General features: G+C 54.4%; 24 protein-coding genes. 16 read left to right on the plus strand and 8 right to left on the minus strand.

Features of this window, described 5'->3' with window-relative positions; translation table 11 throughout:
* The first annotated feature begins 14 nt into the window (after positions 1-14).
* A complete protein-coding gene (gene fliS / locus BN2591_RS21300) occupies positions 15-422 on the plus strand; it encodes a flagellar export chaperone FliS (protein ID WP_086873771.1) in 408 nt (135 codons plus the stop codon).
* Positions 415-753, plus strand: coding sequence for a flagellar protein FliT (locus BN2591_RS21305; RefSeq protein ID WP_086873772.1), 339 nt, complete (start codon positions 415-417; stop codon positions 751-753). The genes fliS and BN2591_RS21305 overlap by 8 nt, the downstream gene beginning before the upstream one ends.
* Before the next feature lie 58 nt (positions 754-811).
* Here BN2591_RS21305 and BN2591_RS21310 read toward each other — a convergent pair whose 3' ends face one another.
* The 8 genes from BN2591_RS21310 to fliE form a co-directional block, all read right to left on the minus strand.
* Positions 812-1,219 (minus strand): flagellar protein FlhE, encoded by a 408-nt coding sequence (locus BN2591_RS21310; protein WP_244173043.1) that lies wholly within the window; start codon positions 1,217-1,219, stop codon positions 812-814.
* Positions 1,220-1,303: 84 nt separating this feature from the next.
* Entirely contained in the window at positions 1,304-3,406 is a 2,103-nt protein-coding gene (gene flhA, locus BN2591_RS21315; RefSeq protein ID WP_086873773.1) for a flagellar biosynthesis protein FlhA, read from the minus strand.
* Positions 3,406-4,551 (minus strand): flagellar biosynthesis protein FlhB, encoded by a 1,146-nt coding sequence (gene flhB / locus BN2591_RS21320; RefSeq protein ID WP_086873774.1) that lies wholly within the window; start codon positions 4,549-4,551, stop codon positions 3,406-3,408. Before flhB ends, flhA begins: the two co-directional genes overlap by 1 nt.
* A gap of 33 nt (positions 4,552-4,584) precedes the next feature.
* Positions 4,585-5,244: a protein phosphatase CheZ gene (gene cheZ / locus BN2591_RS21325; protein WP_086873775.1), complete on the minus strand. Its 660-nt coding sequence runs from the start codon at positions 5,242-5,244 to the stop codon at positions 4,585-4,587.
* A 3-nt stretch (positions 5,245-5,247) separates the two neighbouring features.
* Entirely contained in the window at positions 5,248-5,637 is a 390-nt protein-coding gene (cheY, locus tag BN2591_RS21330) for a chemotaxis response regulator CheY (RefSeq protein ID WP_086873776.1), read from the minus strand.
* Between the two features lie 36 nt (positions 5,638-5,673).
* A complete protein-coding gene (locus BN2591_RS21335) occupies positions 5,674-6,720 on the minus strand; it encodes a protein-glutamate methylesterase/protein-glutamine glutaminase (RefSeq protein WP_086873777.1) in 1,047 nt (348 codons plus the stop codon).
* Positions 6,717-7,562, minus strand: coding sequence for a CheR family methyltransferase (locus BN2591_RS21340; protein WP_086873778.1), 846 nt, complete (start codon positions 7,560-7,562; stop codon positions 6,717-6,719). The genes BN2591_RS21335 and BN2591_RS21340 overlap by 4 nt, the downstream gene beginning before the upstream one ends.
* A gap of 201 nt (positions 7,563-7,763) precedes the next feature.
* The gene (gene fliE / locus BN2591_RS21345) at positions 7,764-8,099 is read right to left on the minus strand and encodes a flagellar hook-basal body complex protein FliE (protein WP_086873779.1); all 336 of its coding nucleotides are present in this window, start codon (positions 8,097-8,099) and stop codon (positions 7,764-7,766) included.
* Positions 8,100-8,340: 241 nt separating this feature from the next.
* On the opposite strand from fliE, the gene fliF reads away from it, so the two are divergent.
* The 14 genes from fliF (at position 8,341) to BN2591_RS21415 (ending at position 19,755) form a co-directional block, all read left to right on the plus strand.
* The gene (gene fliF, locus BN2591_RS21350; protein ID WP_086873780.1) at positions 8,341-10,038 is read left to right on the plus strand and encodes a flagellar basal-body MS-ring/collar protein FliF; all 1,698 of its coding nucleotides are present in this window, start codon (positions 8,341-8,343) and stop codon (positions 10,036-10,038) included.
* Positions 10,035-11,021 carry a flagellar motor switch protein FliG gene (fliG, locus tag BN2591_RS21355; RefSeq protein ID WP_086873781.1) on the plus strand — a complete coding sequence of 329 codons (987 nt, stop codon included), beginning with the start codon at positions 10,035-10,037 and terminating at the stop codon, positions 11,019-11,021. Before fliF ends, fliG begins: the two co-directional genes overlap by 4 nt.
* Complete coding sequence (locus BN2591_RS21360) at positions 11,008-11,721, plus strand: flagellar assembly protein FliH (protein ID WP_086873782.1); 714 nt, start codon at positions 11,008-11,010, stop codon at positions 11,719-11,721. Before fliG ends, BN2591_RS21360 begins: the two co-directional genes overlap by 14 nt.
* Positions 11,718-13,085 (plus strand): flagellar protein export ATPase FliI, encoded by a 1,368-nt coding sequence (gene fliI / locus BN2591_RS21365; RefSeq protein ID WP_086873783.1) that lies wholly within the window; start codon positions 11,718-11,720, stop codon positions 13,083-13,085. The genes BN2591_RS21360 and fliI overlap by 4 nt, the downstream gene beginning before the upstream one ends.
* 15 nt (positions 13,086-13,100) lie before the next feature.
* On the plus strand, positions 13,101-13,544 hold the full coding sequence (gene fliJ / locus BN2591_RS21370; RefSeq protein WP_086873784.1) for a flagellar export protein FliJ: 444 nt from the start codon (positions 13,101-13,103) through the stop codon (positions 13,542-13,544).
* Between the two features lies 1 nt (position 13,545).
* On the plus strand, positions 13,546-14,799 hold the full coding sequence (locus tag BN2591_RS24640) for a flagellar hook-length control protein FliK (protein ID WP_208616153.1): 1,254 nt from the start codon (positions 13,546-13,548) through the stop codon (positions 14,797-14,799).
* Between the two features lie 153 nt (positions 14,800-14,952).
* Entirely contained in the window at positions 14,953-15,456 is a 504-nt protein-coding gene (gene fliL / locus BN2591_RS21380) for a flagellar basal body-associated protein FliL (RefSeq protein ID WP_086873785.1), read from the plus strand.
* Between the two features lie 5 nt (positions 15,457-15,461).
* Positions 15,462-16,466, plus strand: coding sequence for a flagellar motor switch protein FliM (fliM, locus tag BN2591_RS21385; RefSeq protein WP_086873786.1), 1,005 nt, complete (start codon positions 15,462-15,464; stop codon positions 16,464-16,466).
* Positions 16,467-16,473: 7 nt separating this feature from the next.
* Complete coding sequence (gene fliN / locus BN2591_RS21390) at positions 16,474-16,875, plus strand: flagellar motor switch protein FliN (protein ID WP_086873787.1); 402 nt, start codon at positions 16,474-16,476, stop codon at positions 16,873-16,875.
* Positions 16,875-17,279: a flagellar biosynthetic protein FliO gene (gene fliO / locus BN2591_RS21395; RefSeq protein ID WP_086873788.1), complete on the plus strand. Its 405-nt coding sequence runs from the start codon at positions 16,875-16,877 to the stop codon at positions 17,277-17,279. Before fliN ends, fliO begins: the two co-directional genes overlap by 1 nt.
* Positions 17,276-18,025 carry a flagellar type III secretion system pore protein FliP gene (gene fliP, locus BN2591_RS21400; protein ID WP_086873789.1) on the plus strand — a complete coding sequence of 250 codons (750 nt, stop codon included), beginning with the start codon at positions 17,276-17,278 and terminating at the stop codon, positions 18,023-18,025. The genes fliO and fliP overlap by 4 nt, the downstream gene beginning before the upstream one ends.
* Before the next feature lie 10 nt (positions 18,026-18,035).
* The gene (fliQ, locus tag BN2591_RS21405; RefSeq protein WP_044489457.1) at positions 18,036-18,305 is read left to right on the plus strand and encodes a flagellar biosynthesis protein FliQ; all 270 of its coding nucleotides are present in this window, start codon (positions 18,036-18,038) and stop codon (positions 18,303-18,305) included.
* A 2-nt stretch (positions 18,306-18,307) separates the two neighbouring features.
* Positions 18,308-19,087 (plus strand): flagellar biosynthetic protein FliR, encoded by a 780-nt coding sequence (gene fliR / locus BN2591_RS21410; RefSeq protein ID WP_086873790.1) that lies wholly within the window; start codon positions 18,308-18,310, stop codon positions 19,085-19,087.
* 68 nt (positions 19,088-19,155) lie between these two features.
* Positions 19,156-19,755, plus strand: a complete 600-nt coding sequence (locus BN2591_RS21415; RefSeq protein ID WP_086873791.1) for a helix-turn-helix domain-containing protein — start codon at positions 19,156-19,158, stop codon at positions 19,753-19,755.
* Positions 19,756-19,783: the final 28 nt, after the last annotated feature.

A 19,783-nucleotide genomic window follows, 5' to 3' on the forward strand; every position in this document is an offset into this window, starting at 1 on the left:
TTCAGGAGCCGCATATGTATGCATCTCAGGGCACTCACGCCTATGCGCAGGTCTCGCTGCAAAGCAAATTAGCGGGCGCGACACCGCATCAATTAATTTCCATGCTGTTTGATGGCGCCCACAGCGCTATTTTGCAGGCCTCAATCTATTTTGAAAAAGGCAATGTCGCCCAGCGCGGAAAAATGATTTCTAAAGCGATTAATATTATCGACAACGGACTGCGCGCCGCGCTCGATCATGAAAAAGGCCAGCATATTGCCGCCGATCTCGATCAGATGTACGAATATATGTCTCGCACCTTATTAGAAGCGAATTTGCGTAATGAACCTGAGCCGTTAAAACATGTCGACAGCCTGTTAATGAAACTGGCCGCCACATGGAAAGAGATTGAACCGGTACAGAAACGGGTGCGTTATGGCTGAGAGTATTTTGCAGTATTACCGTGAATTATTTGATATGAACTTAGCGATGCTGGAGATGACGAAACAGGAACGCTGGGATGATTTTGTTGAAGTCGCAGCGGAGTATGTCATCAAGAAGCAGGATATTTTCAACCATAGTACCGATGCGCTTTCGATGATGGTCAAAGAAGAATTGAAAGTGCTGTTAAAAGCATTACTGGCGAATGAAGCGGAAATAACGCGTAATTTACAGACGCGTCTTAACACCCTCAAACAGAATTTATCCTCTATACATCGTGGTGCCCGGTGCAGCCAGCTTTACTCCCAACATCAAGCCCCTTCACTGCATTAAACTTCCCCAAAAGGCTAGCGGAACAGTATTTGTCCGCATAGCCTTTCGTTTTTTCTGCTTAGCGATAATTTACCGTTAATTGATTACGCACAACGTTGAGCGCCGGCTGTAACTGGCCGAGGCTGTTGACGGAATAGATAAAGCGGAATTCGCCGTTCGCCGCCAGCGGAACATCAATGCGACGCTGGCCGGAAAGCGCCGGCAACGGAATGCATTTATCGATACGACAAAGCTTAATCACCAGCCCCGGCGGAGGAGGGGAGAGCAGCGTAATGCGCCATGAAATACGCACAGCTTGCGCCGAAGGGGAAAGGGATTCCGGGGAGAAAAGCGGGCGTCCACGCAGCACCTGTTTACCGGTGGTGACGCTGCCGCCAGCGGAAGAGGCGCTCCAGGCCCCCGTCGTTTGTGCAAACGCCGCAGGGGATGCCTGCAGCGCCAGAAGAAGTAATACCAGTGATTTCATTGATGTGTGCCAGTTGCCGCTATCGTATGTGCGGACGCTGCAGGGGAGACCTGCAGCGCCAGAAAAGTCATACCAGGGATGTGATTAATGGGTGCCAATAACCGCTGTCATTTGCACGGTCTTGTTGTTGCTGATTTCCAGCGTCGATAAAACCGCCAGTTGCGGGAACGCGCGACGCAGGAAACGCGACACCATGGTGCGCAGCGCCGGGTTGACCAACAACACTGGCGACACGCCGAGCGACTGCTGTTCGGTAATCGCGCGGTCAGCCTGACGCATCAGGTTTTCGGCAATGCCTGGCTCAATCGCGCTACCGCTTTGCAGGGACTGGATCAGCAGTTTTTCCAGCGAGGTATCCAGGCCAATCACTTTGATGTCATCGTCGTTACGGAACCACTGGGCGGTGATCGCGCGGCCCAGGCGAATACGCACCTGCGAGGTCAGCTCATCCGGATCGTTTTGCACTGGCGCATATTCCGCAAGCGTATCGATGATGGTACGCATATCGCGGATCGACACGCGTTCAGAGAGCAGGTTCTGCAACACTTTGTGGAACAGCGTCACGGAAATCACCCCCGGAATTAAATCTTCCACCAGCTTCGGCATCTCTTTGGTGATGCGGTCGAGCAACTGCTGCGTCTCCTGACGGCTGAACAATTCATCCGTATGCAGGGTGATCAAATGGTTCAGGTGCGTGGCGATAACCGAACTGGGGTCAACCACGGTAAAGCCCTGAATCTGCGCCTGTTCACGCAACACTTCATCAATCCAGCAGGCGGGCAGGCCAAACGCCGGATCGACACACGGTGTGCCGGGCAGTTCACCCTCGGCATAGCCAGGGTTGATGGCCATCCAGCGTTCCGGCTCCATGGTGCCACTGCCGATTTCCACGCCTTTAAGCAGAATGCGGTAGTCGCCAGGCGCCAGATCGAGGTTGTCGCGGATATGGATCGCTGGCGGCAAAAAGCCCATCTCCTGCGCAAATTTCTTACGGATACCGCGCACGCGCACCAGCAGTTGCCCATCCTGGTCGCTGTCAACCAGCGGGATCAGGCGATAGCCCACTTCCAGACCCAGTACATCTTCCATTTCAACGTCTTCCCACGAGGCTTCCGCCGTGGCCTGATCGTTGGCGGCCAGCGCGCTGGCGCTGTCTTTATCTTCGTTGACGGCGCTGCGGCGATTCGGGTTATTCATTTCGCGACCGCGTAGCCACCAGGCGAGCCCCAGCAGAATGGCGGTGAACATCAGGAATACCAGATTTGGCATACCGGGGATCAGCCCCAGCAGACCAATCACCGCGCCGGAAAGCAACATGACGCGCGGGTTGTTAAACAACTGGCCAACCATCTGTTCCCCGATGTCTTCATCGTTGGAAACGCGGGTCACAATCACACCGGCGGCGGTGGAGATGATCAGTGCCGGGATCTGCGCGACAAGACCGTCACCGATGGTCAGCAGGGTATAAGTTTCGCCTGCTTCCGCCACGCTTAAACCGTGCTGCATCACGCCGATAATCAGACCGCCGACCACGTTAATCGCCATGATCAGCAGCCCGGCGATGGCATCGCCGCGCACGAATTTACTGGCACCGTCCATTGAACCGTAAAAATCAGATTCCTGGGTCACTTCGCTACGGCGGCGTTTGGCCTCCGCTTCACCAATCAGCCCGGCGTTAAGATCGGCATCAATCGCCATCTGCTTACCCGGCATCCCGTCCAGCACAAAACGCGCGCCCACTTCGGCGATACGTCCGGCACCTTTGGTGATAACCATAAAGTTGATGATGATAAGAATCGCGAACACCACAATACCGATGGCAAAGTTGCCGCCGACCAGGAAGTGGCCGAAGGCTTCCACCACCCGGCCCGCTGCGGCGGCGCCGGTGTGGCCTTCCATCAGAATGATACGCGTGGAGGCAATGTTCAGCGCGAGGCGCAGCAGGGTTGAAAACAGCAACACCGTCGGAAACGCGGAAAACTCGAGGGTTTTCTGCGTAAACATCGCCACCATCAATATCATCAGGGAGAGCACGATATTAAAGGTGAACAGGGTATCCAGCAGAAATGCCGGCAGCGGCAGTACCATCATTGCCAGAATCAGCATGATCAGCACCGGGCCTGCCATGATTTGCCACTGTGTATCTTTAAACGCCGGTAAGCGTAATTTGCTGGCGATATTAGCCATCAGTTTGAACTCTCATGTACAAAATCCATCGACTCAGGAACCGCGAGATCCCTGGGCTGCTTCGGCGGAACGCCGCCGTTGTTGCGCCACCGACGCAGGCCATAAACCCAGGCCAATACTTCTGCGACGGCGCTATAAAGCTCGCCCGGGATCTGTTCGCCAATCTCACAATGGCGATAAAGCGCACGGGCCAGCGGTGGTGCTTCGAGCATCGGGATGCGGTGTTGCGCGCCCAGCTCACGAATTTTTAAGGCAATCTCTCCGGCGCCTTTGGCCAGAACGACTGGCGCGCTCATCCCGCCTTCTTTATAAGAGAGGGCGACAGAGTAGTGCGTCGGGTTGTTGACGATGACATCCGCTTGCGGGATATCGCTCATCATTCGGTTTTGCGCTGCCGCACGCTGCATCTGTTTAATGCGGCTCTTAATGTGCGGGTCGCCTTCGCTCTGTTTAAATTCGTCGCGGATCTCCTGACGGCTCATCCGCAGCTTTTTCAGGTGGCTGGTTATCTGATAAAACACGTCATAACCCACCACCGGTAACAGGAAAAAAATCACCATCATCAGGCAATCCAGCGTCATGCTCATGGCATGCGCGATAGCCATCGGCAGTGCTTCGTTAACTAACTGAATGAAATGCGCTTTGTTTTTGTAGATATAGAGCGCGAAGGCGCACGCGACCAGCACAACCTTCAGGCACCCTTTGAGCATTTCCGATAACACCTGGGCGGAAAACAGGCGTTTGAACCCCGAAAGCGGCGAGATCCGCTTCAGATCGAGCTTCAGCGATTTGCCGCTCAGGTTGACGCCGCCCAGCAACATCGGCGATGCGATCCCGGTGACAAACAAACCCAGCAAAATGGGCAGCAGCGCGCTGCTCATCATCTCCAGCAAGTAGCGGGTCTGGTGGAACATGGACTGTTCATCCATTACCGACAAACGGTTGAGCACCAGACCGGTTCGCAGCAGCTCCAGCAGTTGCCGGGCAAACTGTGAACCGCCAGAGAGCAGAAACCCCCACCCGGCCAGCAACATCAGCAGCGAACTCAGCTCTTTCGAGCGGGGGATCTGCCCCTCTTCACGCGCTTTCTGTTTTCGCTGGGGTGTGGGTTCTTCTGTTTTTTCTACATCACTCTCTTCTGACATGATTTGCTCAGCGGCGCGGCGAACCGCGCTCCGTTAGAAACCCAGGCTGTCGAGCAGGTCGTCGACCTGATCTTGCGACGCCATGACACCCGCTTTGCTGTTGTCAATTTGTGGGCCATTGACCAGCATGGCAGCGGTTTTTGCTTCCGCTTCCGCCTCTTTCTCCTGCTGGAGTGATTCCGGCACGTAAGCCAGCAGCACCTGAATCAGCTCTTTCTCGACCAGTTCGATAAGCGACATCATGCGGCGGATCACCTGGCCGGTAAGATCCTGAAAATCCTGTGCCATCATGATTTCCATCAGCTGGTCGTTGGTCTGACGAGCAATGGCAGGCGCCTGCTGGAGGAACTGACGTGTGTCGGTCACCAGCGCTTTGGCGATCGGTAATTCCACCGGATCGGCGAACCACTCATCCCAGCGGGCGGTTAACGCTTCCGCTTGCGCCGTGATCGCCTCCTGCTGCGGGCGAGCTTCTTCCACGCAGGTCAGTACGCGTTCAGCCGCCTGGGCCGTTTTCGCGATGACATAGTTCAGGCGGTCTCGCGTATCGGGGATAGCATCTGCCGCTTCAATAATGGTGCGGTCCAGACCTAAGTCGACCAGGCTGTCGCGCAGCAAGCGCGTCAGTTGCCCGACGCGGGAGAAGATGCTTTTGAAATCATCTTCTGGCTGCGAATTCTCTAAGCCGCTCATCGGTTACCACCCGATTTTTTCAAAGATTTTGTTCAGCTTTTCTTCCAGCGTTGCGGCGGTGAAAGGTTTCACCACATAACCGCTGGCACCTGCCTGCGCGGCCGCGATGATGTTCTCTTTCTTGGCTTCGGCGGTGACCATCAGCACGGGCATTTTGCTCAAATTGGCGTCGGCGCGGATTTCTGTCAGCAACTGCAAGCCGTCCATGTTCGGCATGTTCCAGTCGCTGATGACGAAATCAAAGGCGTCCGCACGCAGCTTGTTCAGCGCATCCAGGCCATCTTCGGCTTCTTCAACACGGTTAAAACCAAGGTCTTTCAACAAATTGCGCACAATTCGGCGCATTGTGGCGAAGTCGTCGACAACGAGAAAACGTAAATTTTTGTCTGCCATTGTTTTTTCCTGAATAAAGGGGAATGAAATAAAAAATTAAATCCTGCGCGCCTGACCGGCAGAACGCTGAAGAATGTGCTGACCAATTTGCTCAAGATCGACGGTTTCGCAGGCGGCATTGTGGGCAATCGCTTCACGCGGCATACCGAACACCACGCATGTGCGTTCGCTTTGCGCAATGGTCCACGCGCCCGCCTGGCGCATCGCCAGCAGTCCGGCGGCGCCGTCGCTGCCCATCCCCGTCAAAATCACGCCGATAGCGTTTTTCCCGGCGCTTTGCGCCACAGAGTGAAACAGCGAATCGACAGAGGGACGATGGCGGTTGATCGGTAAATCATCATTCAGCGCGATGTGATAGTTCGCCCCGCTGCGTGTCAGCTCCATATGGAAAGCACCCGGCGCGATATAGACGTGACCAGGAAGCACACGTTCGCCGTGTTCCGCCTCTTTCACCGACATCTGGCACAGATGATCCAGCCGGTTGGCAAACGAACGGGTAAAGCCAGGCGGCATATGTTGCGCAATGACAATGGCCGGGCTGGTCGGCGGCATCGGTTCCAGCAGCTGACGCAGTGCCTCGGTTCCTCCGGTGGAGGAGCCAATGGCAATAATCTTTTCGCTGCCCACCAGCGGGGCTTTAATCACGCGAGGCGGTGCCACTTTTGTTTCGCTGCGATGAATGCGCGCTTTGGCCGCCATGCGAATTTTGTCGGCGATCATGTCGCTGTATTGCGCCATGCCATCCTGTAAGCCCATTTGCGGCTTGGTGATAAAATCCACCGCCCCAAGTTCCAGTGCGCTGAGCGTAATATCGGAGCCTTTGCCGGTGAGCGATGACAGCATCACTACCGGCATTGGGCGCAGGCGCATCAGCCTTTCCAGAAACTCCAGCCCGTCCATCCGCGGCATTTCCACGTCCAGCGTCAGCACATCCGGGTTGTGTTGCTTAATCAGATCGCGTGCGACAATCGGGTCCAGCGCCGTGGCGACCATCTCCATATCCGGCTGCTCATTAACGATATGCGTCATGATCTTGCGGATCAGTGACGAGTCGTCAACGCATAACACCTTGATTTTTCTCATGGCTTTTGATCTCCAAGGCGGTAGACAGACTGCCCGAGCAGACGAAATGGGCTGGTTAAATTTTGAAAATGCTCCGAGTGGCCAACAAAGAGCAGCCCGCCGGGTTTCAGCATTTTCGCGAAGCGCTGCAGCAGCTTCTCCTGGGTGTTCTGATCGAAATAAATCATCACGTTACGGCAAAAAATGGCATCGAAAGGCGCGGGAATATCCCACTGCGCATCAATCAGATTGAGCTGGCGAAACTGGACCGTGCTGCGCAGTTCGCTTTTGATTTTCACTCTGTTTTGATGCTCGCCCGTCCCGCGCAAAAACCAGGTGCGTTTTTGCTGTTCGGTCAGGTTGTCGATGTCACTTAACCGGTAAACCCCAAGGCTTGCTTTCTCCAGCACATCGGTATCAATATCGGTGGCCAGCACGCGCGGGCCGGTAATGCTGCGCCCCAGCGTCTCTTCCAGCGTCATGGCGATTGACCACGGCTCTTCGCCGGTTGAGGCGGCTGCGCACCAGACGTTGTACATCCCGTTTCTGGACTGGGCATGCCGGGCCAGCGTCGGGAAGTGATACGCCTCGCGGAAAAAGGAGGTCAGGTTAGTGGTCAGGGCATTGATAAATACCTGCCACTCGTCACAGCCTGGATTGGCCACCAGTCGATCGGTGTAATCCTCAAAACTTTTTAAATTCAGCTCTCTTAGACGACGGGTGAGTCGGTTATAAACCATGTCGCGTTTTTGCGCGGTGAGCACAATACCGGCGCGTTGGTATATCAATTTGCTGATTTTTTCTAATTCACTCTCGGTCAGCACAATGGGTGCGGGTTGAGTGTGCGGAGTAATGGAACGCATATTTTTCTGACAACCAATAATAATATTGACGGTAATTCACTGGTTTATTGCGCACACACGTATTCGCAAATGATGAGCCACTCATCACCCGACAAATGCGTGTGTGCTGTTAAATCTTAATAAGACATATCCAGGATGATTCGGGTGTGAAAAATAGCAACCATACTTCCGGGGTAATCGGCATTAAGATAAGACTTAGCGTTATACCGGCATATTCATAATATCTTGATACGCACTTACTAATTTGTTGCGTACCTGAATACCAAGGTTTAATGCCAGTGATGATTTTTGCATTGACACCATCACATCGTTTAAGCCAATACCTTCGACGCCGGCGAGATAAGCCTGTGACTGGGTTTTGGCTGTGGTCTGCATTTGGCTAATATTGTTAATACTGTTAAATAAAATATCAGAGAATTGTGACTTATTCTCGACATTACGATCAGAAATAAAGGGGTTCAGCGCTGACGCATCTGAGACTTTTCTGGCCTGGGACTGAATCTGATCCAGTACCCCGCCTATTGCATTCATAGACATAGAAAACAACCTTAGTAGTAATTGGCCGTAAGCTTATCATGTGGCGCGAAAAACGACATAACCTGAATAGCTGACACAAATTTCACCTTTTTACCACTTAGAAAACGGCCTGTTTTGTAGATAATACTCACCAGGAATTCCCCTGGGAAATAATTTTGCATTTACTTATTTCATACCAAATGAGGCGAGCCGTAATGCTTTTTAATTTTTATTGCGGCGATCACTTTTACAGGATATTGGCATGACTGCCACGACCCAAGACAGTAACAAGAAAGGCATTGTCGATATTAAGGCACTGCTTGATAATATTCGGCTTAACCCCCGGATGATATTTTTCATTGCCGCCGCAGCTGCTATTTCAATTGTCATTGCGCTGCTGTTCTGGGCTAAAGAGCCAGACTATCGTGTCCTGTACAGCAATATTAGCGAGCAGGATGGCGGCGCGATCGTCACGCAACTGAAACAGATGCAGATACCGTACCGCTTTGCGGAGCATGACGGTTCTATTCAGATACCCGCTGAGCAGGTGTATGAAGTGCGTCTCAAGCTGGCCCAGCAGGGGCTGCCGAAAGGTGGCGCAGTAGGCTTTGAACTGCTTGATCAGGAAAAATTTGGCATCAGCCAGTTTAACGAACAAGTGAACTTCCAGCGCGCGCTGGAGGGTGAGCTTTCGCGCACCATCGAAACGCTTGGTCCGGTCAGCGCGGCGCGGGTGCATCTGGCGATGCCGAAGCCGTCCCTGTTTCTGCACGATCAGAAGAAACCTTCCGCGTCGGTGACGCTGACGTTGATCAATGGCCGAACGCTGGATGCCGGGCAGGTAAGCGCTATCTCGTACATGATCTCCAGCGCCGTGCCGGGTCTGAGCGCCGATCGCGTGACGATTGTCGATCAAAGCGGACACCTGATGACGCAGAGCGGCGAGCAGGCGACGCAGACCACGCAGCTGAAATACACGCGCAAAATTGAAGCCGAATACCAGAATCGCATTCAGGCCATCCTGGCACCGATTGTCGGCGCGCAAAACGTCAGAACGCAGGTGACCGCGCAGGTTGACTTCACGCAGCACGAACAAACTGCCGAGCAGTACCAGCCTAACAGCCGTCCGGAAGATATGGCGATCCGCAGCCGTCAGAGCAGCAATGCCGAGCAGGGCGGTAAGAATGCGGTAGGTGGCGTCCCTGGTGCGTTAAGCAACCAGCCGCCTGCACCGGTTTCTGCGCCGATTGAGCAACCGCCAGCACAGCAAGCCAATGGGCAAGGTGCGACCAACGCCAACGCGAATGTGAACGCAACGGCGGCACCCGCTGCACCGGCGACGCCGTACAACAAGCAGAGCGATGAAACCACCAACTATGAAGTGGATAAAACGCTTACCCACATCAAGCGCAGCACCGGCACGGTGGAACGCCTCTCTGTTGCGGTGGTGGTGAACTTTGTTCCCGGCGCGGATGGGAAAGCCGTTGCGCTGAGTAAAGATAAGCTCGACCAGATCAACGCGCTGGTGAAAGAAGTGATGGGCTACTCCGACAAACGCGGCGATACGCTGAATGTCGTGAACACCCCGTTCAGCGTGGAAGATGGCGAACCGCCGGTTCCGCTGTGGAAACAGCCAGAAGTCATCAAACTGATGATGTCCGGCGCGCGTTACCTGTTTGTGGTGCTGATCGCCTGGATCCTGTGGCGTAAAGCGGTGCAACCGTTCTGGACGCGCCACCAGGAGATGCTGTTGCAGCGCATGGAAATGGAAAAAGAGGCGCGCCAGGCCGAGCTGGATGAGCAAATTCGTAAGCGCCAGAGCGCGGAAATGGCGAAAGCACAGCTGCGCGTTGAGGCGGAACAAGGTGCGCAGCAGCTGCGTGAAATGGCCGATCAGGAACCGCAGGTTATCGCGCTGGTTCTTCGTCAATGGTTGAATAAGGAGCAGAAGTCGTCATGAACGCCGCCCAGAGAAGCGCCATAGTCATGCTGACGCTCGGTGACGAGCGTGCAGCCGAAGTGTTTAAACATTTGAATACCCATGAAGTGACGTTAATCAGTAGTGCCATGGTTCATATCGGCAGTTATACCCACGATCAGCTGGGCGCGGTGATGAAAGAGTTCCGCCGTGATGCAGGTGAGTTTGCCGTGCTGGATGTGAATACCAACGAATACCTGCGCAGTGCGCTGGTGAAAGCGTTGGGTGAAGAGCGCGCGAATGCGCTGCTGGAAGATCTGCTGGATGCCAACGATGAGCGCAACGGTATTGAGACGCTCAACTTTATGGAACCGCAGATGGTCTTTGACCTCATCCGCGATGAGCATCCGCAGATTATCGCCACCATTCTTGTGCATCTGAAACGCAGCCAGGCAGCCGATCTGCTTGCGAAATTCGATGAACGCGAACGTAACGACATCATGCTGCGTATCGCCACCTTCGGCGGCGTGCAGCCAGTGGCGTTGCAGGAGCTGACCGAAGTGCTGAACAACTTGCTGCACGGTCAGAACATCAAGCGCAACAAGATGGGCGGTGTACGTCCTGCGGCGGAGATCCTTAACATGATGAAATCCCACCAGGAAGACGCGGCTATCGAAGCAGTGCGCGAATACGACCAGGAGCTGGCGCAGAAGATCATCGACGAGATGTTCCTGTTCGAAAACCTTGTCGAAATGGAAGATCGCAGCATCCAGCGTATTTTGCAGGAAGTGGATAACGAATCGCTGCTGGTGGCACTCAAAGGCGTGGACGACGCACTGCGCGATAAGTTCTTCCGCAATATGTCCAAACGTCAGGCCGATATTATGCGTGACGATCTGAATTCCCGTGGCCCGGTTCGTATGTCGCAAGTCGAAAACGAGCAGAAAGCGATCCTGTTGATTGTCCGTCGTCTGGCGGAAACCGGCGAAATCGTGTTGGGTGGAGGCGACGATGTCTACGTCTAAGCAGCAGTGGAAGTCCTGGCAGCCGGAGAATTTACTTCAGGACGCCTTCGGCCAGGAGAGCGAACTGCGCGAGGCGGTACCGGCAAGCGATCCGGCGACAGAAGCCGCGATGCAGGTCGAGTTGTCGCGTCTGCGCAAACAGGCCGAGCAAAAAGGCTTTGCCCAGGGGCAGGCGCAGGGGCTGGAAGCCGGAAAAAAACAGGGTTACGAAGAGGGCTTTGCACAAGGCCGGGAAGAGGGCGCTGCGCAGGGCGCGGCGGACTACCGGCAGCAACAGCAGAAGCAGACGGATGCGTTCGCTCAACTGGTTGATAACGTCAAGATAACGCTCGACAGCCTCGACAGCGTGATGCCTGCGCGGCTGGTGCAGGTCGCCCTGATGGCGGCGCGCAGCTTGTTGGGCGAAAGCGTGGTATCGACCTCGACCAACGCCTGGCTGATGACGCGCATTCAGCAACTGCTGCAAGACGATACGCTGCAACAAGGCAATGTGCAGCTGTGGGTCAGCGCCGAGGAGTCAGCCGCTGTGCAGGAGATGCTGGGCTCGGTGCTGGAAACCCGCGGCTGGGAATTGCGTACCGATGCGCAGATGTTGCCAGGCGGTTGCCGTATCACCACCGACGGCGGCGAGCTGGACGCGACCACGGAAACCCGCTGGAACGAGCTGTGTAACCTGAGTCGCGAGGACTTCGCGTTATGACCGCCCGGCTGAAAAAGTGGCTTGATGGCATTGATCAGCGCGAGCACAAAATGGCGGAACTGCCGCTGTTTCGCCGCTACGGTCGGCTGACGCGCGCGACGGGCCTGGTAATGGAAGCGGTCGGTCTGAAGTTGCCGATCGGCACGCTTTGCATTGTCGAACGCGAGACCGAAACGGGCATTCAGCGCGTTGAAAGTGAAGTGGTGGGGTTCAATGCCGAAACCCTCTATTTGATGCCGCTGGAAAACGTCGAAGGCGTACTGCCTGGCGCCAGAGTGTATGCCTTTGGTAATAACACCAAAGGCAAATCGCTGCCGCTGGGGCCGGAATTACTGGGCCGCGTGCTGGATGCCAGCGCGCGGCCGCTGGATGGCCTGCCGCCGCCGGGGGCGACCGATCGCGGGCCGCTGTTTACCGCGCCGTTTAACCCGCTGCAGCGCGATCCGATTAAAAACGTGCTCGATGTTGGCGTGCGTGCGATCAACGGTTTGTTAACCGTGGGGCGCGGCCAGCGTATGGGGCTGTTTGCCGGTTCCGGCGTCGGCAAAAGTGTACTGCTGGGGATGATGGCGCGCTTTACCAAAGCGGATGTCATCGTCGTCGGCTTAATTGGCGAACGTGGCCGTGAGGTGAAGGACTTTATTGAGAATATTCTTGGTAAAGAGGGGCTTAAACGTTCCGTCGTCATCGCCGCGCCTGCGGATGTGTCGCCGATTCTGCGTATGCAGGGCGCGGTTTACTGCACGCGTATCGCCGAAGATTTTCGCGATCGCGGCCTTGATGTGCTGCTGATCATGGACTCGTTAACCCGTTATGCGATGGCGCAGCGCGAAATTGCGCTCGCCATCGGTGAACCGCCCGCGACCAAAGGCTATCCGCCATCAGTTTTCGCGAAATTGCCCGCGCTGGTGGAACGTGCCGGTAACGGCACCAAAGGCGGCGGTTCGATCACCGCGTTTTATACCGTGTTGACGGAGGGGGATGACCAGCAGGATCCGATTGCCGACTCGGCGCGTGCGATCCTCGATGGCCATATTGTGCTCTCGCGCAGGCTGGCGGAATCGGGCCACTACCCGGCGATTGATATCGAAGCCTCGATAAGCCGCGCGATGACCGAACTTATCGAACCGGTGCACTACAAAAAAGTGCAGCGCTTTAAACAGATGCTCTCGTCTTATCAGCGCAACCGCGATCTGGTGAGCGTGGGCGCGTATGCGGCAGGCAGCGATCCGTTGCTGGATCAGGCCATTAGCCTTTACCCCAACATGGAGCGATATCTCCACCAGGGGATTCATGAATCCTGTGATTATCCGACCTCCTGCGCGGAGCTTTCTGCGCTGTTTCCGGATGCCGGGGCGAACTAATGCGGACGGTGCGTAATGGCCAGCCATAACCCCATGGATGTACTGCGTGAGCTGGCGGAAAAAAAGCTCAACGACACGACGGTACAACTCGGTAGCGCACGCCAGGCGCATGTCCAGGAGACTTCCCGCCTGGAGCAGTTGCGCACGTACTCGCAGGAATACCGCCAGCAGATGCAAACCACGCTGACGCAAAGTCGCGTGTCGATCATGGCGCTACAGACACAGCAGCGATTTTTAACCTCTCTGGATGGGGTGGTTGAGCAACAGGTCAGGCGGGTTTCCGCCAGCCAGTTCGCCGTGGATAACGTGCAGGACGCCTGGAAAAAAGATAAGCAGCGGCTGAATGCTTTTGAAGCGCTGAAAAACCGTGCTGAAGCCCAGCAATTGTTAAAAGAGAACCGGCTGGAACAAAAGCTGATGGATGAGTTTGCCCGTCGCGCCAGCCAAAGGAACATATAAGATGATTATCAGACCTTCAAACCCTGCTCCGGCAAGCGATAGCGGACGCCAGACGGCATCCACCTCAAGCGTGCAGGAAGAGGGCGAGTTTTCTTCCGCACTGAAAAAACAGCTGGCGGCAGAACAACCCGCAAAAACCGACAAAAAAGCGCCTGCGCAGGAAGGGAATAAAAAACCTGCGGACAAAAAAGAGGAGCCGTCAGACGATGCCCGCCCAACTCCGTCTGCGACACTGGCTATCGATCCGCTGGCGCAAGTGGCGAAGACCATCGCGTTGCCTGCGGAGGTAACTACCGCGGATGCGCTGCTGGCCCAGGGCGAACAGATCGCGCAACCGGCCCTGGCGGATCTGGCGGCGTTACCGCAAAACGCGATTGAGCCTGCACTGGCTGCAACACCGGCAAATGCACTGACGCCGGCCGCCGTGGCGACCGATGTTCAGCCCACAGACCCGTTAGCGCAGGTGACGTTCTCCGCCGTGCTCGGTGAGAAAGTGCAGACGCCAGTGACAGCCGCAACCGAGCGCGCACCCGCGACCGGGAAAGGGCAGGGGATAACGGCGGCGCTGCACACGGCCACACCGCTTGCGGATAAAGCCGTCGAGGGCAGCGACTCACCTTTGCCAGCAACGGACACCGCGCAGCTTGCGGGCAATGGGCAGACCCAGGCAGCACCGGCGAGCGAGAGTTTCGCAACGGCACTGCATGCGGTGAAAACCGGTGAACCGCTACCGCAACTGAGTGCGATTTCTCAGGCGGCACCCGTTACGGCACCGTCAACCACGCCAGCATTAACTTCGCCCGCGATGGCGACCGGCACCTTACAGGCTGAAGTTGGCACGCCTGCGTGGCAACAATCGCTGGGGCAGCAGATTGCGGTGTTCACCCGTAATGGTGTTCATCATGCGGAGTTGCGTCTCCACCCGGAGGAGTTGGGCGCGTTACAAATCAGCCTGCGCGTGAATAACGATCAGGCCCAGGTCCATTTCGTGTCCGAGAGCCATCAGGTGCGCTCGGCGCTGGAATCGGCGATACCGAACCTGCGCACTATGCTGGAAGAGTCCGGTATTTCGCTTGGACAGAGTAGCGTGGGCGCAGAAACTTCCTCTTCAGCGGGGGATACGACATCGGGTAATACCGCCGGGCAAGGAAAATCTGATCCAGAACAAGGTGACGGGGCTATTTCGCTGGAAGAAGAGCGTCCGGCACGTTCGCGCATCATGCATTACTCGCGCGGAATCAATACGTTCGCGTAAGGCGAATGCGCTAAATGGCAAGGTGCTGACAGTAATTTCAGTTTATCAGGGAATTGTCCTGCATGGGTGCTGTATTAAAATAACGGCATCCAGCAGGTTATCTGTCTTAAGTATGATTCCTGATTTATTTTTAATTACAGAGTTATTCATCAAATGCCGAAGAAGAAACAAGCCGCCCAGAGTGGGAAAAAAAGCCCGCTGTTGCTTTTACTCATGTTGTTAATTCTTATTGGGATGTGCGCTGGTGGCGCTTATGCCTATATGGAAATTAATAAACTTAAAACGCAAGTTGCTAATGGGAAAGAGGGTGAAACTCCTGCCGCAGCCGTTGAGCAAGCAGAGCCGGTTTATTTAGATCTGGATACCTTTACCGTCAGTCTGAAACCTGATGCCCAGGAAAATGATCGCATTCTGTATATTGGTCTTACGTTGAAAATTAAAGATACCGCAACGAAAGCCATGCTGGAAAAACATCTTCCTGAAGTTCGCAGTAATTTGTTAGTGCTTTTTTCTCAACAAACAGCGGCTGAATTAGTCGGCGATAAGGCGAAAGAAACGTTGGCATTAAAAGTAAAAGACGCGGTTAACGCCTCACTTGCTGGCCAGCCTCAACCGATGGTGACAAACGTCCTGTTTAATGCATTCATTTTACGGTAACTATTATGTCGGACAGCATTTTATCACAGGACGAGATCGATAATCTTTTGAATGGCGGCCCCGGCGGCGAAGAGAAAAATAGTGCGGAAACGGCGCTTTCTTCAGCAGAAGATAATATCAAGCCTTATGATCCTAATACCCAGCGTCGGGTTATTCGTGAACGTTTATATTCTCTGGAAATTATTAACGAACGTTTTGCGCGCCAGTTTCGTATCGGCTTGTTTAACATTTTGCGCCGTAGCCCGGATGTCACCGCCGGAAACATTAAAATTCAGCCGTACCATGAGTTTGCCCGCAATCTGCCGGTAATGACGAGTCTGAATCTGATTAACATGCATCCGCTGCGCGGCACGGCGCTGTTCGTTTTTTCACCCAATCTGGTGTTTACCGCGGTGGATAACCTGTTTGGCGGCGACGGACGTTTCCCGACAAAGGCCGATGGCCGCGAATTTACGCCTACAGAACAGCGTATTATCCAGCGGATGTTGGCCATGGCGCGCGAAGCATATGATTACGCCTGGACATCCATTTATAAGATCAAAACAGAATTTGTCCGTTCTGAATTGCAGGTGAAGTTCACCAATATCACGTCGTCACCGAATGATATTGTGGTGACCACACCGTTTCAGGTGGATATTGGTTCGCATAGCGGCGAATTACAAATTTGTATTCCGTTCAGCATTATCGAACCGGTTCGCGAGTTGTTGACCAACCCGCCGCTGGAAAACTCGCAGCACGAAAATAATCAGTGGCGCAGCGCGCTCGCTTCGCAAATGCGTGATACCGAAATGGAACTGGTGGTGAAATTCGCTGAGATTTCGACCCGCTTGTCCAGAATTATGAGCCTGAAACCTGACGATATTATTCCATTGGAAAAACCTGAAGAGATCGGTGGGTATGTTAACGATGTCCCGGTGATGTCGGGTAAATATGGCTGCGCCAACAATCAGTATGCCATTCAGGTGGAAAATTTGATGAATTCTACATTATTAGCCTTAAAGAAGGAGTGACCAACGAATGAGTGATATGGAACTTGAATCGGGGTCAAATAAATCCTCGCTTAACGACCTTTGGGGCGATGCGATGAGCGAACAAATGAACGACAATAGCGCCGAGATGCACGCTGCGGCGAAAGACGATGTGATGGTTAATTTTTCTGAAGATTTAAATTTGGTGCTCGACATTCCGGTCAAAATGACCGTCGAACTGGGGCGCACAAAAATGACGATCAAAGAGTTATTAAGACTTAGCCCAGGCGCCATTGTTTCGCTGGACGGGTTAGCCGGTGAGCCGCTGGATATTTTGATTAACGGTTACTTAATTGCCCAGGGTGAAGTGGTCGTCGTTTCGGATAAATTCGGCATTCGTATCACCGATATTATTACGCCTTCCGAGCGTATGCACCGCCTGAGCAGATAATGAATACCCCAACGCTTAATACTGTTCAGCCCGTTGCCGGCGGGCCTGCCGTGGCACCGGTCTCGATTGGCAACGTTGTCGGCGCGCTGGCGCTGGTGTTGTTGCTGATTGTGGCGGTGGCCTGGATCTGCCGTCGCACGGGTGTCGCTTCACGAATGGTAAAGGGAAATAGCATTCTGTCGGTAAAACATACTCACTCCCTTGGCGCGAGACAGCGTCTGGTGGTTGTCGAAGTGGATGACAAATGGCTGCTGCTGGGCGTGACGCAGGAAAACATCACGACTCTGATGACGATGGAGAAAAAAGCGGACGTTGAGCCGGTTCCGGTCGTGCCGTTTGCTGCCAGTTTTCAGGCGGCTTTAGTGAATTGCATTACCCGGCATAAAGGCGAGGGCAAAAAATGAAACGCAACACGCGCCTGCTGCCGGGACTGCTAACGCTAGCCGGCATTTTCTTCCCCGCCGGGCTGACCTGGGCGGCCAACACCGACATCATGCTTAGCCATTCAGCGAATGGCGAGAGCTGGTCACTGCCGGTACAAACGCTGGTTTTGATGACGTCACTGACGTTTTTGCCCGCGATATTGCTGATGATGACGGGGTTCACCCGCATTGTAATTGTGCTTGGGTTGCTGCGAAACGCCCTTGGCACCGCCAGTACGCCGCCTAACCAGGTGCTGCTGGGACTGGCGCTGTTTCTGACGTTTTTCGTGATGTCGCCGGTGTTAAACCGTGTTTACGACGAAGCGTGGGTGCCGCTCTCGCAGGACAAGATTTCGATGGAAGTCGCGTTGCAAAAAGGGTCGCAACCCTTGCGCGCCTTCATGCTTAAACAGACCCGCGAAGGGGATCTGGCGCTCTTTTCCCGCATCGCGAAAGCGGAGCAGTTTAATACGGCCGACGATGTGCCAATGAGCATTCTGGTTCCTGCGTTTGTGACCAGCGAACTGAAAACCGGTTTCCAGATCGGCTTTACGATGTTCATTCCTTTTTTGATTATCGACCTGGTCGTGGCAAGTGTGCTGATGGCGCTGGGGATGATGATGGTGCCTCCGGCAACGATTTCCCTGCCTTTTAAGCTGATGCTGTTTGTCCTGGTGGATGGCTGGCAGCTGGTTATCGGTTCCCTGGCGCAGAGCTTTTTTAGTTAGAGAGAAGAAGATGACCCCTGAAAGTGTCATGTCGCTTGGCTTCCAGGCGACGAAAGTCGGGCTGTTTATTGCCACACCATTATTGTTAGCCGCGCTGGCGGCGGGTTTGATTGTCAGTATTTTGCAGGCATCGACGCAGATCAACGAAATGACCCTCTCTTTCATTCCGAAGATCCTCACCATTGTAGTGGTGCTGATCGCTTGCGGGCCGTGGATGCTGTCAACGCTGGTTGACTACATGCGTGGTCTGTACAGTAGCCTGCCTTATATCATTCGATAACTATGCTTACGCTCTCGCTGGTTACGCTTTATGACCAGGTGAACCAGTATTTCTGGCCGTGCCTGCGCATGCTCGCCCTGTTCGGTGCGGCACCGATCTTCAGTGAAAAACAGATGAGTGCGCGGTTAAAAGTCGCGCTGGCGTTGATCACTGCTTTTCTCGTCGCCCCGCAACTGCCGCAGAGTAACATCGCGATCGCCTCGTTCGACGGCTTTTGGGCCTGTTGTCAGCAGCTGATTATCGGCATTGCTATCGGGCTTGCGGTACAGCTGATTTTCGTGGCGGTGCGTCACGCCGGCGAGATTATCGGTATGCAGATGGGCCTCTCTTTCGCCATGGTGTATGACCCCAGCGGCGGCCCGAGTATGCCGGTCGTTTCGCGGCTGTTGAACCTCTTTGTCACGCTGCTGTTTCTGACCTTCAATGGCCATCTTTATATGCTGGAAGTGGTGGCGAACAGCTTTGAGGCTTTCCCGATTAGCGCCGCACCGCTCGGCCATGAAGGGTTTATGGCGATGGTCAAAGCAGGCAGCCTGATCTTTCGTTACGGCTTAATGCTGGGCCTGCCGGTTATCACTTTATTGCTGTGCCTCAACCTGACAATGGGGTTGCTCAACCGCCTGACGCCGCAGTTGTCGATTTTTGTGGTCGGTTTTCCGCTTTCTTTAACCGTCGGCATGGTGGCCATGTCGCTGGTGATGTACACACTTGCACCCTTCTTTGAAAACATGATGGCCGGCATTTTTGACCATCTGTTTGTGATCCTGACGGGATTCAAATAACAGCGGAAGGGATGTTTTTTAATCATCGTAATTCGTCACGGGATGTGACGCTGAGTAGGTAAGGGACTATGAGTGAAAAAAAGGCAGTCAGTATCGCTAACGTTCTGGTTTACAGCGAAGATGTGTTTTCGACACTGGGATTAACCACGCTGATTAAGTTCTATCGCCCTAACTTGCGTATTAGCCATATCGCAAGCCCACAGGACGCGCAGGGCGTATCCGTCAATAAAGTGCGCTTTGTGATTGCGGTTGCCACGCAGACCACCAATCTGATGTCGTTGATGAACACCATGCACTATCTGCGCGAAGCAAAGCCTGATTTGCCGTGCCTGTTGTTGAGCGACGAGCTTGACCCGGTTTTACCTGCTTTAATGCCGGATATTCCGACGCTGTGTCTGAACACGCCTATCCGCCATATCTATGCGTCAATCAACCGTTTGCTGTCACGTAAAAAGGCTGCATCGCCGCGCTATCCTGCGCTACCGCTGTTAACACAGCGTCAGCGCGAGGTGCTTTGTCTGCTGGCCTCCGGTGCCAGCGCTCAGGATGTCTCTGTCGAGCTTGGGATCAGCCTGAAAACGGCTTACGTGCACCGGCGCGATATCCTGATGCGGCTTAACATTAGCCCAAGTTATTATCGTGGTGTCTTTACCGGCCGCTTGTCATAACGGTCGCAAATAACAGAAACACAACAGC

Source organism: Kosakonia pseudosacchari, assembly GCF_900184035.1.
Taxonomy (GTDB): Bacteria; Pseudomonadota; Gammaproteobacteria; order Enterobacterales; family Enterobacteriaceae; genus Kosakonia; species Kosakonia pseudosacchari.